The 14,269-nt window shown below is 70.1% G+C and carries 9 protein-coding genes; 4 read left to right on the top strand and 5 right to left on the bottom strand.

Annotated elements, in window-relative coordinates:
* Positions 1-56: 56 nt before the first annotated feature.
* Both HLB44_RS23320 and HLB44_RS37420 read right to left on the bottom strand, forming a co-directional pair.
* Positions 57-3,305, bottom strand: coding sequence for a UvrD-helicase domain-containing protein (locus tag HLB44_RS23320; protein ID WP_173127843.1), 3,249 nt, complete (start codon positions 3,303-3,305; stop codon positions 57-59).
* Complete coding sequence (locus HLB44_RS37420) at positions 3,302-5,932, bottom strand: PD-(D/E)XK nuclease family protein (protein WP_173127846.1); 2,631 nt, start codon at positions 5,930-5,932, stop codon at positions 3,302-3,304. Before HLB44_RS37420 ends, HLB44_RS23320 begins: the two co-directional genes overlap by 4 nt.
* A 93-nt stretch (positions 5,933-6,025) precedes the next feature.
* Here HLB44_RS37420 and trxA point away from each other — a divergent pair, with 93 nt between their 5' ends.
* From trxA to HLB44_RS23345, 4 genes are all read left to right on the top strand, one after another.
* Complete coding sequence (gene trxA, locus HLB44_RS23330; RefSeq protein ID WP_173127849.1) at positions 6,026-6,355, top strand: thioredoxin TrxA; 330 nt, start codon at positions 6,026-6,028, stop codon at positions 6,353-6,355.
* Between the two features lie 238 nt (positions 6,356-6,593).
* Positions 6,594-7,856: a transcription termination factor Rho gene (gene rho / locus HLB44_RS23335; protein ID WP_173127852.1), complete on the top strand. Its 1,263-nt coding sequence runs from the start codon at positions 6,594-6,596 to the stop codon at positions 7,854-7,856.
* Between the two features lie 99 nt (positions 7,857-7,955).
* On the top strand, positions 7,956-8,225 hold the full coding sequence (locus HLB44_RS23340) for a type B 50S ribosomal protein L31 (RefSeq protein WP_173127855.1): 270 nt from the start codon (positions 7,956-7,958) through the stop codon (positions 8,223-8,225).
* Between the two features lie 79 nt (positions 8,226-8,304).
* Positions 8,305-9,960, top strand: coding sequence for a hypothetical protein (locus HLB44_RS23345; protein ID WP_343051500.1), 1,656 nt, complete (start codon positions 8,305-8,307; stop codon positions 9,958-9,960).
* A gap of 6 nt (positions 9,961-9,966) precedes the next feature.
* Here HLB44_RS23345 and glmM read toward each other — a convergent pair whose 3' ends face one another.
* The 3 genes from glmM to ftsH all read right to left on the bottom strand — a co-directional run bounded on the left by glmM (position 9,967) and on the right by ftsH (position 14,123).
* A complete protein-coding gene (gene glmM, locus HLB44_RS23350; RefSeq protein ID WP_173127858.1) occupies positions 9,967-11,301 on the bottom strand; it encodes a phosphoglucosamine mutase in 1,335 nt (444 codons plus the stop codon).
* A 24-nt stretch (positions 11,302-11,325) separates the two neighbouring features.
* Positions 11,326-12,153 (bottom strand): dihydropteroate synthase, encoded by an 828-nt coding sequence (gene folP / locus HLB44_RS23355; RefSeq protein WP_173127861.1) that lies wholly within the window; start codon positions 12,151-12,153, stop codon positions 11,326-11,328.
* 65 nt (positions 12,154-12,218) lie between these two features.
* Complete coding sequence (gene ftsH / locus HLB44_RS23360; protein WP_173127864.1) at positions 12,219-14,123, bottom strand: ATP-dependent zinc metalloprotease FtsH; 1,905 nt, start codon at positions 14,121-14,123, stop codon at positions 12,219-12,221.
* Positions 14,124-14,269: the final 146 nt, after the last annotated feature.

The following is a 14,269-nucleotide window of genomic DNA, read 5'->3' on the forward strand; positions in this document are numbered from 1 at the left end:
GGAGCAAACCACGCCCACCCGCGATGGCCGGAACAGCCCGGTGATCGGGCATCAGATCACGCTGTCGGCGAATCTGTATCTTCTGCTGACAACTCGACCAGGCGGCCGCCGCCGGCGATGAACGCCGCGCGCACCGGGTCTCCGGGCTGGAGTGCCGCGATGGCATCACGATAACGGCGCAACTGGGCGCGGTTGTCGTCGAGCCGCTCGGGCGCCGACGCGAGCTTGTAGTCCAGCACCCACCAGCAGCCGTCAGCCTCGATCTGCACCAGCCGGTCGATGCGCAGGGGGTCGCCGTCGTGCGCCACCGGCACCTCGTTGCCGGCCCAGCGCAAGGCCGCCGGATCGAAGAAGCGGGCCAGCGCCGGTGCATCGAGCACCTCGGCCGCGCGCCGTTCGATCTCCGCGCCCGCAGTCGCATCGAGGCCGAAGGCCTGCGCTGCCGCCGCCGCGAGCTCGGCGCGCGGGCGGGTGCCGGCGGCGCGCTGCGCGGCCCACTCCAGCACGCGGTGCACCGCCTGCCCCAGGCGCGCCGCGGTCTCGTCGACGGCTGATGCCGCTGCCACGGCGTGGGCGAACTCCGGTGCCGCCGCTGGCAGCACCGGCAACGTCAGCAGCGCGGCAGCACCGTGGGCCTGCCGCGCCAGGTCAGGCACCCACGGCTCGGCCGCCGACAGCAAGCGCGGCCACCAGGCCAGCGGATCGCTGGCGCGCGGCGGCGTGCGGCTGACGACCAGCGCGTAGCGGGCACGCGTCATCGCGACGTACAGCACGTTCAGGTCCTCGCGCGCATTCAGCAGCGCCTCTTCGTCGGCCAGCCGGCGCAGGCTCGGTGGGCAGCGGCTCAGGCTGGCGACGAAGGCGATGCGGCTCGGCGCGGCCTCGTGCACCGGCCACTCGACCATCAAGCCGGCCTGGCCGGCATTCGGCGGCTCGGGATCGGCATCGACGAGGAACACCCGGTCGGCTTCGAGCCCCTTGGCGCCATGCACCGTCAGCAGGCGCACGGCGCCCGAGAACGCCGGCGTGCCGATGCGCACCGGCCTGCGCCGCAGCGCGCGCACGAAGTTGTAGGGCGTCGCATAACGGCCGCCGTCGATCGCCAGCGCCTGCGCGAGCAGCGCCTGCACCGCCTGGCGCGCGATGCCGCGCCGCTCCGGCGGCGCCGCGGCGACCAAACGCGCCAGCACGTCGCCTTCGTGCACGATGCGGTCGAGCAGGTCGTGCGGCGACAGCTGCGGCAATACGGCCGCCCAGCCGGCCAGCAGATCGCGTGCGCGCGCCAGCGCTGCGGGCGCATCGGTCCAGTCCGCGAGCGCCGCGCGCCAGTGGCCGCCGTTCGTCCGCGCGCGCTGCGCCAGTGCCAGCAGCTCGGCATCGTCGGCCGCGAAAACGGGGCTTTTGAGGGCATGGGCCAGCGACAGGTCATGCCCCGGCGAGGCCAGCACATCGAGCAGCGCGATCAGGTCGCGCGCCTCGGGCACCTCCGCCAGCAGCAGATCCTCGGGCGCGACGCAGGGCACATGGCGCTCGCGCAGCGCGTCGGCAACCAGTGCCAGCACGTTGCGCTTGCGTGCCAGCACCATGATCTCGTCGGGCGCCACGCCGCCGTCGAGACATTCGACGATCGCCGCGGCCACCTGCGCGGCCTCGGCCCGCCGCAGCAGCACCTCGGGTTCGACGCGGCGTTCGCTCAGCGAATCGCGCCACACCGGCGCCTGCGAGCGGTCGGCGCGCTCACGCGCCGGGCGTGCGGCCTCCGGCAGCACGCGCAAGGCCGGCAAGGGCACCGGTGCCGCCTCGGTCGTGTGGCTGCGAAAGCCGCTGAATTCGCCCGCCGCCTCGGCATCGCCGAAAACACGGTTGAGCTGTTCGATGACGCCCGGCGCGTTGCGCCGCGTGTGGTCGCATTCGAGCACCGTGCCGCCCAGCCCCTGCGCGACGAACTCCCGCGCCGCGGCGAAGACCCGCGGCTCGGCGCGGCGGAAGCGGTAGATGCTCTGCTTCGGGTCGCCGACGATGAAGACCGCCGGCGGCCGCTGCCCGCTTAGCCCCCCACCGGACCCGGCATACGCGGACAGCCAGTTCAGCAGCGCCTGCCACTGCAGCGGGCTGGTGTCCTGGAACTCGTCGATCAGCACCTGTCGCGTGCGCTGGTCCAGCCGCTGCTGCACCCAGCCCGACAGCACCGGATCGGACAACAGCGCCAGTGCGCAACGCTCGAGATCGGCCATGTCGGCCAGCGCGCGCTCGCGCTTCAGGTCGCGCCATGCCAGCAGCAGCCGACGTGACAGCCGCAGCATGCGCCCGTGGTCGCGCCGCGCGTTCTGCTGCGCGATCTCGTCGCGCAGCTGCAGCAGCAACCCGAAGGCATCCTCGACGGCCGGCGCGTCGCCGAGCTTGCGCGGCTTGTCCTCCTTCGTGAACAAGGCGGCCCAGGCCGTCTCGAAGGTGGCCAGCGGGTCGGACTCGGCAAGCGCCTGCTGCAAGCCGTCGCCGGCGTCGCGCTCGCGTTTGCCCTTGTGGGCGCCGAGCGCGCGCGCGGCGTCGTCGAGGCGATGGCGCAGCAGCATGTCGTCGGCCAAGCGGTCGACGGCCGTTGCTTCGTCGTCGTCGAGCGCCGGCAAGGCCAGCTCGGCACGGCCGGCCTCGTCGGCCAGCTCGATCTCGATGCGCTTGTCGAGCGCCGCCGCCAGCCACGCGGCGAGGCGCGCGCGCCCGTGGCGCTCGATCAGCGCGCGGTAGTCGGCGAGCGCGTCGGCGTCGTCCGCCACCGCGGCATGGAAGCGCCGCATCAGCTCGGGCTGCAGCTCGGTGATGTCTTCGATCAGCCCCATGCCCGGCTGCAGGCCGAGGCGCTGCAGCAGCTCGTGCGGCGCGGCGCGCATCAGGCGCGAGAACCAGGCATGGAAGGTCAGGATCTCGACCGCGCGGCCGCTCGCGAGCAGCCGCTCGGCGAGCCCCGCCAAGGCCGGTGCCAGCGCTTCGGCCTGTGCGGCTTCGACGCCGCGCTGCCGCAGCGCGTCGATGCGCGATGGCGTGTCGGCGAGCGCGAACTCGGTCAGCCACTCCTGCAGCCGTTCGCGCATCTCGCCCGCGGCCTTGCGGGTGAAGGTGATCGCCAGGATCTGTTCCGGCGCCACGCCGTCGAGCAGCGCGCGCAGGATGCGCGACACCAGCATCCAGGTCTTGCCGGCACCCGCGCAGGCCTCGACGACGACGCTGCGCGCCGGGTCGCAGGCGAGCGCGTAGAACGCCTCGCGGCTGCAGGGCTGGCCGTCGGCGCGGTAGGCCGCTGCGATCACGGAGCGCCCTCCTCGCCGTCGGACCACCAGTGGTCGCGCCGGCACAGCCCGCGCGCCTCGCAGAACTCGCAGGCCATGCCCTCGCCGAGCGCCTTCATCGGCGCCCCGGCGCCGAGCCGCGCCCATTCGTCGGCCAGGCCGGTGAGCAAGGCGTGCGCGCTGGCGGCGACGTCTCGATGCTCGAGCTCGCCGATCGCATCGCGCTCGTCGAGGGCCAGGTAGCTGGCGCGCAGACGCTCGGGGTCGGCACCTTGGCTCAACATCTGGGCCGCGTAGAACGCGAGCTGCGTGTCCTCGAACGGATCGGCGAGCTTGTCCTTCAGCGAGCGCTGGCTGCCGGTCTTGTAGTCGAGCAGCTGCTGCGCACCCGACGCGTGGCGATCGATGCGGTCGATGCGGCCGCGCAGCTTCAACGCCGGCAGATCGGCCGGGGCAGCGATCACCTCGACCTCGCCACCCTCGTAGGACCAGCCCGCCGCTTCACGCACGGCGAGCCAGCGCAGATAACGCGCAGCGAACGCGTCCAGGCCGGCACGAAACGGCAGCAGCGCCGGACCGTCGACGCCGAGCTCGCGGGCCGCCTCTTCGGCCAGCTCGACCAGCCGGGCGGCGGCGTCCGGCGGCGCGGCGCCGGCGGCACGTTCGTCGTGAAAGCGCTGCAGCGCGGCATGCAGCAGGCTGCCGTAGTCCCGCTTGCCGGGATCGTCGGCCAGCTCCTCGAGCTCGGACAGGCGCAGCACCGAGCGCGCGAAGAAGCGGTAGGGGCAGGTGCGCAGCGCTTCGACCGCGCTGGCGCTGACGGCGCTCGGCAGCGCACTCGCCGCCAGCGCCGCGGGCGCCGCCACCGGCGCGGGCTGCAGGCTGCGTGACTCGAGCGGCGCGGCCTGCTCGTCGAGCCTCGGTGCCCCCTGGCGCTGCTGCGCCAGCTGCAGCCGGCGCCACCAGCGCGAAGGCCCGAGCGCCTCGTCGTCATCGGCTCGGCGCCGCACCAGCAGCAGCTTCGGATGCCGCAGCAGCTGCACGAAGCGCATCGTCTGGCGTTCGGCGCGCGCCGCGTGGTCGTCGATGCCCAGCGAGCGCAGCAGCGCGTCGTTCAACAAGGCCGGGCCGGGCGCTGCGGTGCCCAGCCGCGACTCGTCGGCACCGGGCACGATGACCGCTGCGAACGGCCGCAGCAGCGCGCGCGCCAGCGGCGTCACGACCACCGGTGCGCCCTCGCGCGCGATCGCCGGGATGTAGGAGGCGTCACACAGCGCAGCGTCGACCCAGGCGCTGAACTCGTCGAGCGTCAGCGGCGTGCGGTCGACGTCGGCGCGCACCGATAGCCGATCCAGCCTCAGCGCCTGCCACACCGCGCGCGCCGCCGCGTCACCGGCCCATCGCGCGGGCCCGCCCGGCGCCGAGCCGAGCGTGTCGCGCAAGGCCTGCAACCAGGCGGCGAGCGGTTGCCGCCGCGCTCCGCTCAAGCCCTGCCAGCGCTGCTGGCGCGCCGCCCAGGCGTCGAGTGCACGCTGCAGGCGGGGTGTCGGTGGCGTCGCCGGCGTCGTGGCCGGACCGCGCCGCCAATGCGCTTCGAGCGCATCGACCAAGCCGCCCTCGCCCGGACCGCTTTCGGCCTTGATCGCGTCGAGCCAGTCATCGGCCGAGGCGCGCGGATGCACGGCGCCCAGCAAGGCCATCACCTGCGCTGCCGGCCGGGTCGTCGACAACATCCAGCCCGATTCGTCGGCCAGCGGCAGCCCCGCGCGTTCGAGCAGCGCCCGGATGCGCCGCACCAGCGCGCGATCCTCCGCGACCAGCGCCACCGGGCCGGCACGCAGGTGCACCGCGTCGATCACCGCCGCAGCGGCGGCAACGGCCTCGTCCTCGGCGTCGGCGGCGTGCCAGGCCTGCAGGCCCGCGGCGTGAATGTCGTCGAACGGTGCTTCGGAAGAGGGGTCGGCCTGCAGCCGGAGCAGCGCCGTGGCGCGGGAGGTCGCCTCATCGACGAGGGCCTGCACCAGCGGGTCGGCGCCGCCGGCCTGCAGCACGATCCACGCCGCCGGGCGCAGGGTGAACAGCACATCGCTCGCCGGCGCGGCGCTCTGGGCAGCCCATTCGAGCGCGAGGCGGGCCAGGGCACCGTTCAGCGGTGCGGCGTCGTCGACCTGCATCGCGAGCGCCGCCCGTGCTCGCGCCCACCATCCGTCGCGCTCCGTCGGTGCGCGCTGGGCGGCGGCACGCGCGAGCGCCAGCGCCGCGGCGGCGACCTCGTCGACGGCACGGGCATGGGCTTTCGGATCACGCCGGCGCCAATCGGCGATGCCCGGCAGCTGCTGCAGCATCGCAGCCACCAGCAGGCGGTCCAGCGCGGCGTCGCCACTCGGGCCGCCTTCGTCGCGGTGCGGCGGCGGTGCAAGCGCCTCGGCCAGCGTGCGCGGTGTTTCGATGCGGGGCTGCCAGCCGCCCTGTCGCGCAAAGGCCTGCCGCGCCGGCGGCAGCAGGTCGGCATAGGGCAACAGCAATACGGCGTCGCGCGCGGCCAACCGGCGCTGCGCCAGCCAGCCGTGCACGAGCGCCGGCAGGTCGGCCCACAGCCGCTCGGGCGTCAGCGCGGTGGGCAGGCGGATCTCGTCTATTGCAGTCATAGCGTGGCCACCAGTGTCGCCGACCGTGTGGGCAAGGCCTTTATGTCAGAATTCTTCGAGCCCATTTCTGGGCCAAATTCCCAAGGAACCGCGATGAGCAGTGAACTGATCAAGGAGGTCACCGATGCCTCGTTCGAGGCCGAGGTGCTGAATTCCGAGACGCCGGTGCTGGTCGACTACTGGGCCGAGTGGTGCGGTCCCTGCAAGATGATCGCGCCGATCCTCGACGAAACCGCCAAGGAATACGGCGGCCGCCTGCAGATCGCCAAGCTCAATGTCGACGACAACCGCGACGTGCCCGCAAAGTACGGCATCCGTGGCATCCCGACGCTGATGCTTTTCAAGGGCGGCCAGCTCGCTGCGACCAAGGTCGGCGCACTGTCGAAAGCCCAGTTGACGGCTTTCCTCCAGCCGCACCTATAATTCGCCGCATTGCAGTGGGGTGCGACGTCACAAGCGCGCTCCCACTGCCGCAGGATCTGCCACCACGCCGCCGGCACCGCCGGCACCCGTTCGAGCGCGTGGTTCCGGCCCCAACCCCAGCGCATCGTTTGTACTCCGCCGCGCGCGGAGCAGTTGGCGCAGCGGTTCGTGCCCGACTCCCGGCCCCACGCGTCCCTGGCAAGGCGCCCGGCCCACCACCCCAGGGTGATTACCCGTTATGCATCTGTCAGAACTGAAGGCGCTTCACGTCTCCGAGCTCATCAAGATGGGCGAGGCGCTGGAGATCGACAACGTCGCTCGCATGCGCAAGCAGGAGCTGATGTTCGCCATCATGAAGAAGCGCGCCAAGGGCGGCGAACAAGTGTTCGGCGACGGCGTGCTCGAGGTGCTGCCCGACGGCTTCGGCTTCCTGCGCTCGATCGACACGAGCTACATGGCGTCGACCGACGACATCTACCTGTCGCCGAGCCAGATCCGCCGCTTCAACCTGCACACCGGCGACATGATCGAAGGCGAGGTGCGCGTTCCGAAGGACGGCGAGCGCTACTTCGCGCTGGTCAAGGTCGACCGCGTGAACGGCCTGACGCCCGAGGAGAGCAAGCACAAGATCATGTTCGAGAACTTGACGCCGCTCTTCCCGAAAGAGCCGTTCAGGCTCGAGCGCGACATCAAGAACGAAGAGAACATCACCAGCCGCATCATCGACCTGATCGCGCCGATCGGCAAAGGCCAGCGTGCGCTGCTGGTCGCGCAGCCGAAGACCGGCAAGACGGTGATGATGCAGCACATCGCGCACTCGCTCGTCGCCAACCACCCCGAGATCCACTTGATCGTGCTGCTCGTCGACGAGCGGCCCGAAGAAGTGACCGAGATGCAGCGCACCGTGCGCGGCGAGGTCATCAGCTCGACCTTCGACGAGCCCGCCGCCCGCCACGTGCAGGTGGCCGAGATGGTGATCGAGCGCGCCAAGCGCCTGGTCGAGCTGAAGAAGGACGTCGTGATCCTGCTCGACTCGATCACCCGCCTGGCGCGCGCCTACAACAACGTGCTGCCTTCGTCGGGCAAGGTGCTGACCGGCGGCGTCGACGCCAACGCCCTGCAGCGCCCGAAGCGCTTCTTCGGCGCCGCGCGCAATGTCGAGGAAGGCGGCTCGCTGACCATCATCGGCACCGCACTGATCGACACCGGCTCGCGCATGGACGAGGTGATCTACGAAGAGTTCAAGGGCACCGGCAACTGCGAAATCCACCTCGACCGCCGAATGGCCGAGAAGCGCGTCTACCCGTCGATCCTGATCAACAAGTCGGGCACGCGGCGCGAAGAGCTGCTGCTGAAGCCTGAGATCCTGCAGAAGACCTGGATCCTGCGCAAGCTGCTCTATCCGATGGACGAGATCGAGGCAATGGAGTTCATCCTCGACAAGATGAAGTCGAGCAAGAACAACCTCGACTTCTTCGACATGATGCGGCGCGGCGGCTGATCTCGGCCGCAGGCTATAATTTTCGGTTTTCCGCTACTGGCAAGTGCGCACGCATGGTGCGGCGTGGCTGCCGACATTCCCTGAGCGAAGAGGTTTCGTATGAAAGATGGCATCCACCCCAACTACCGCGAAGTTTGCTTCGTGGATTTGTCCAACGGCTTCAAGTTCGTCACCCGCTCGACGGTGCAGACGAAGGAAACCGTCAAGATGGACGACGGCCGCGAGCTGCCGCTGGTGAAGCTGGAGACGACCAGCGAAACCCATCCGTTCTATACCGGCACGCAAAAGAGCATCGACAACCTCGGTGGCCGCGTCGAGAAGTTCCGCAACAAGTTCGCGCGCGTCGGCCTGGCCAAGAAGTCGGCCTGATCGCTTTAGCTCCGTGCACACGGACATCAGGGCAGCCTCGGCTGCCCTTTTTACTGCCTGCTCGGGCATCATCGACTAAGTGACCCCGCTGCCGAATCCCGCGCTGGTGACACGCGAGGCCGCACACCGGCTGCCGCGCTTGGCGCTGCTGCTGTTTTGCGCTGCCTACGTGTTGCCGGGATTGTTCGGCCGTGACCCCTGGCGCGGTGCCGACCTGAACGCCTTCGGCCAGATGCTCGCGCTGGCCGAAGGCCGCGCCCCGTGGCTCGCACCGGCGCTCGGCGGGGTGCCGACCGGGGCGTCGCTGCTGCCGCATTGGATCGGCGCCGCCGGCATCGTGATCGGCTCGCCGTGGCTGGATGCCGCAGTCGCCGCACGCCTGCCGTTCGCGCTGCTGCTGGTGCTGACACTGGTGGCCGTGTGGCACGCCACGTTCCATCTCGCCCGCACCGAGGCTGCCCAGCCGCTGCCGCTGGCCTTCGGCGGAGAGGCCGACGCCACCGACTATGCGCGTGCGATCGCCGATGGCGCGGTGCTGGCGCTGATCGCCACGCTGGGGCTGCTGCAGCTCGGGCACGAGACCACGCCGGAGCTCGCGCAGCTCGCGGCGCTGGGTTGCTTCCAATGGAGCCTCGCTGCAGCGCTGCACCGCGCACCGTGGTTGCCGAGGCTGGGCATATTGCTTTCTCTGCCCGCGCTGGCGGCGAGCGATGCACCGGCGATGGCGCTGGCGATCGGGCTCGGCAGCGTCGTGCTCGGATGGCGCACTGGCGTGCCGCCGGTGCTGCGCCGTCTGGTGCCATGGATCGCGGCAGCGACCGTGCTGGCGATGCTGGTCGCCTGGCCGGTCCATGCCTGGCGCTGGCGGATTGCCGCGGTGATCGATCCGCTGCAGCTGGTGCGGCTGCTGGTGTGGTTCCTGTGGCCGGCCTGGGCGCTCGCGCTGTGGACCTTGTGGCGCTGGCGCCGCCACCTGTTGCAGCTGCACCTCGCGATCCCGCTGCTGTCGGCGGTCGTCGCACTGGCCACCTGCGTGCTGATGGGCGGCGCAGACCGAGCGCTGATGCTCGCCCTGCCCGGCCTGGCGATCCTCGCTGCCTTCGCACTGCCGACATTGCGCCGCAGCGCATCGGCCGGCATCGACTGGTTCTCGGTGTTCTTCTTCTCGCTGTGCGCGCTGACGATCTGGGTTGTCTATGTCGCGATGCAGACCGGCGTGCCGGCCAAGCCGGCGGCCAACGTTCAGCGCCTCGCGCCGGGGTTTCAGGCGCACTGGTCGCTGCTGGCGACCGCCCTGGCCGTCGCCGGCACAGCCGCCTGGGTGTGGCTGGTGCGCTGGCGAACCGGCCGCCATCAGGCGGCCCTGTGGAAGAGCCTGGTGCTGCCGGCGGGTGGCGTTGCCTTGTGCTGGCTGTTGCTGATGAGCCTGTGGCTGCCGCTGCTGGACTACGGTCGCAGCTACCGGGCGACCATCGATCGGTTGCAGCGTTGGCTACCCGCCGAAGGCTGCGTGGCCGCTCCGGGGGCGACCGCGTCGTTGGTGGCCGCGCTCGAGTACTACGCGCGGCGGCGAGTGGATGCTTCGCCCGATGCCGCGCGCGGCCGTTGTGAGGTGCTGGTGATCGTCACGCGCGGCGCGGCGCGTCCGCCCACGCCGCCGGCTTGGCGCGAGGTAGCGCGCGAACGGCGGCCGACCGATCGCAACGAGTGGATATCGGTCTACCGGCGCGGCTGACGACGCTCAGGCGGCCTTCGCCGCTTCTGCCAGGCGCTGGGCCCAATGCGTCGCCTGCTCGCCATCGCTGGCTTCGACCATCACCCGCAGTACCGGCTCGGTGCCCGAAGCGCGGATCAAAATCCGGCCTTCGCCGCCGAGCGCGGCTTCCGCGGCCTTCGCCTCGCCGACCAGGCGCTCGTTCTGCTTCCAGTCGGACATGCCCGCCAGGCGCACGTTCAGCAGCGTCTGCGGGAACAACGCGACGCCGGCCAGCAGGTCGGCCAGCGAGGCCTGAGCGCGCTGCGTCGCCTGCAGCACCTGCAGCGCACTGACGATGCCGTCGCCGGTGGTGTGCTTGTCGAGCGCCAGCAGGTGGCCCGAGCTCTCGCCGCCCAGCAGCCAGCCGCGCGCGACGAGCTCCTCGAGCACATAGCGGTCGCCGACCTTGGCCCGCACCAGCTCGACACCGCGGCGCTTCAACGCCAGTTCGATGCCCATGTTGCTCATCAGCGTGCCGACGGCGCCCGGCACCGCCTGGCCTTGCGCCAGACGATCGACGACCATCGCGTACAACAGCTCGTCGCCATTGAAGAGACGCCCCGTGCGATCGACGAGCTGCAGCCGGTCGGCATCACCATCCAGCGCGATGCCGTAGTCGGCGCCGTGCTGCGCCACCGCGGCGACGAGCGCCTGCGGCGCGGTGGCGCCGACGCCGTCGTTGATGTTGACGCCATCGGGGGTGCAGCCGATCGTCAGCACCTCGGCACCCAACTCGTGGAAGACGTCCGGCGCGACGTGGTAGGCCGCGCCATGCGCCGCATCGATCACCACCTTCAGCCCGCGCAGCGACATGTCGTTGCCGACAGTGCTCTTGCAGAACTCGATGTAGCGGCCCTGCGCATCGTCGACGCGGCGCGCCTTGCCGAGCGTCGCCGCGTTCGCCCACTGCGGCGGCTCGTCCAGCGACGCTTCGACGGCGAGCTCCCACTCGTCCGGCAGCTTCTCGCCGCGCGCGGAGAAGAACTTGATGCCGTTGTCCTGGTACGGGTTGTGCGACGCGCTGATCACGACGCCGAGGTCGAGCCGCAGCGCGCGGGTCAGGTAGGCGACGCCCGGCGTCGGCAGCGGTCCGGTCAGCAGCGTGTCGACGCCCGCCGAGGCGAGGCCCGCTTCGAGCGAGGACTCGATCATGTAGCCCGAGATCCGCGTGTCCTTGCCGATCAGCACCACCGGCCGCTGCGTCGAGCGGCGCAACACGCGCCCGACGGCATGGCCGAGCCGCAACATGAAGTCCGGCGTGATCGGGTCCTGCCCGACCTCGCCGCGGATGCCATCGGTGCCGAAATAGCGTCGAGCCATGCTGCGAAATCCCTCTCTTGTTTCCTAACGCGACAAGCCAGCGGCCTGCCAGACTTTCAATGCGTCGACCGTTGCCGCGACGTCGTGCACCCGCACGATGCGTGCGCCGCGCTGGACGCTGGCCAGCGCGGCGGCCACGCTCGCCGCCAGCCGGTCGGCGACCGGCCGCCCGGTCAGCCGACCAAGCGTCGATTTGCGCGACCAGCCGACCAGCAAGGGCCTGCCGATCGCCACCAGCTCCGCCTGGCGTTCGAGCAGCGCCCAATTGTGCGCGGGCGTCTTGCCGAAACCGATGCCCGGATCGAGCACGATGCGTTCCAATGCCACGCCGGCTGCGAAAACCGTATCCAGGCGTTGCTGCAGGAAGGCTGCCACCTCGGCCACGACGTCGCCGTAGTCCGTTTCGGCCTGCATCGTCCCGGGCTCGCCGCGCATGTGCATCAGGCAGACGCCGGCGCGCGACTGCGCGATGGCGTCGATCGCGCCCGGCCGCTGCAGCGCGCGCACGTCGTTGACGATGTCCACGCCCAGATCGAGCGCGGCCCGCATCACCTGGGGCCGGCTGGTATCGACCGATACCGCGCACCCCAGCGTTACTGCATGCCGCAGCACGGGCACGACGCGGGCCAGTTCCTCCTCCCGCGTCGGCTGCCGTGCGCCGGGGCGGGTCGATTCGCCGCCGATGTCGAGGATGTCCGCACCCTCGGCGACGAGCTGTTCGCAGTGCGCGATTGCCTGCGAGGCGTCGAGAAAGCGGCCGCCATCCGAGAACGAGTCGGGCGTCGCATTGACGATGCCCATCACCAGCGGCCGGGACAGGTCGAGCGTGAAGCGGGTGGTCTGCCAGTGCATCACCAATGAAGACGGGGCCTGCCGGCCCCGTCTCGCGTGAATATCGAAGAAAACTCGCCTGAGTGTCAGCCGGCCGTCGCCGGCGCGCCGTCGGTGCTGACCGGGGCGCTCGGGCCGACCGGGCGGGCCGAGGGCGGTGTCCAGTCCTTCGGCGGCCGCGGCGGCTTGCCGTTGACGATGTCGTCGAGCTGCTCGCCGTCGATGGTTTCCCATTCCAGCAGCGCCGCAGCCATCGCGTGCATCTTGTCCTTGTTGTCCTCGATGAGCTTGCGCGCGATCGCGTATTGCTCGTCGATGATGCGGCGCACCTCGATGTCGACCTTCTGCATCGTGTCTTCGGACATGTTGGTCGTCTTGGTCACCGAGCGACCGAGGAAGACTTCGCCCTCGTTCTCGGCGTACACCATCGGACCCAGCTTCTCGCTCATGCCGTAGCGCATCACCATGTCGCGCGCCATCTGCGTCGCACGCTCGAAGTCGTTCGACGCGCCGGTGGTCATCTGGTTCATGAACACTTCTTCGGCGATGCGGCCGCCGAACAGCATGCTGATCTGGTTCAGCATGTAGTCGCGGTCGTAGCTGTAGCGGTCCTTCTCGGGTAACGACAAGGTGACGCCGAGCGCACGGCCGCGCGGAATGATGGTGACCTTGTGCACCGGGTCGAGCTTGGGCAGCAGGCGGCCGATCAGCGCATGGCCGGCTTCGTGGTAGGCGGTGTTGCGACGCTCGTTCTCGTCCATCACCATGCTCTTGCGCTCGGTGCCCATCATGATCTTGTCCTTGGCGCGCTCGAAGTCGATCATCTCGACGACGCGTGCGTTGCGGCGGGCGGCGAACAACGCCGCTTCATTGACCAGATTGGCGAGATCGGCGCCGGAGAAGCCCGGCGTGCCGCGCGCGAGGATGTCGGCCCGGATGTCCTGGCCGATCGGCACCTTGCGCATGTGCACGTTGAGGATCTGCTCGCGGCCGCGGATGTCGGGCAGCGTGACGTAGACCTGGCGGTCGAAACGACCCGGGCGCAGCAGCGCGGGGTCGAGGATGTCCGGCCGGTTGGTCGCCGCCATCACGATGACGCCGAGATTGGTCTCGAAGCCATCCATCTCGACCAGCATCTGGTTCAGCGTCTGCTCGCGCTCGTCGTTGCCGCCGCCGAGGCCGGCACCGCGGTGGCGGCCGACGGCGTCGATTTCGTCGACGAAGATGATGCAGGGCGCGCTCTTCTTCGCCTGCTCGAACATGTCGCGCACGCGCGCCGCGCCGACGCCGACGAACATCTCGACGAAGTCGGAACCGGAGATCGAGAAGAACGGCACCTTCGCCTCGCCGGCGATGGCCTTCGCGAGCAGCGTCTTACCGGTTCCCGGGGGGCCGACCATCAGCACGCCGCGCGGGATGCGGCCGCCCAGCTTCTGGAACTTCTGCGGGTCCTTCAGGAAGTCGACCAGCTCCTTGACCTCTTCCTTGGCCTCGTCGCAGCCCGCGACGTCCGCGAAGGTGATCGAGTTGTTGCTCTCGTCGAGCATGCGCGCGCGGCTCTTGCCGAAGCTGAAGGCGCCGCCCTTGCCGCCACCTTGCATCTGGCGCATGAAGTAGACCCAGACGCCGATCAGCAGCAGCATCGGACCCCAGCTGATCAGCAGGCTCATCAGCAGCGACGGTTCTTCGCGCGGCTTGACGTCGAACTTGACGTCGTTCTTGATCAGGTCACCGACCAGGCCGCGATCGAGCGCGGTGGCGGTCGAGCGGATCTTCTTGTCGTCGGTCGTCGTGGCGAGGATCTCGGAGCTGCCGTAGCCCTCCTGCAGCGTCACCGACTTGACCCGTCGGGCGCGCACCTCTTCGAGGAAATCGGAATACCCGATCTGCTGGCCCTGCGACACCCCGCGGTCGAACTGCTTGAACACGGTGAACAGCACGAGTGCTATCACCAGCCAAACAGCGACCTTCGAGAACCATTGATTGTTCACCGCGGCTCCTTTAGCCAATCCCTGACGCAGGCGACGCGCCGAACTTGCACGCACCACCCGAATGCGTGGGCAGATGGGGCCGATTCTATTCGAGTCAAGCCCTTGCGAAGCTGACGCAAGACCGTGCTGGAACAGGGCAAATCGGG

Source organism: Pseudaquabacterium terrae, assembly GCF_013266755.1.
Taxonomy (GTDB): Bacteria; Pseudomonadota; Gammaproteobacteria; order Burkholderiales; family Burkholderiaceae_C; genus Pseudaquabacterium; species Pseudaquabacterium terrae.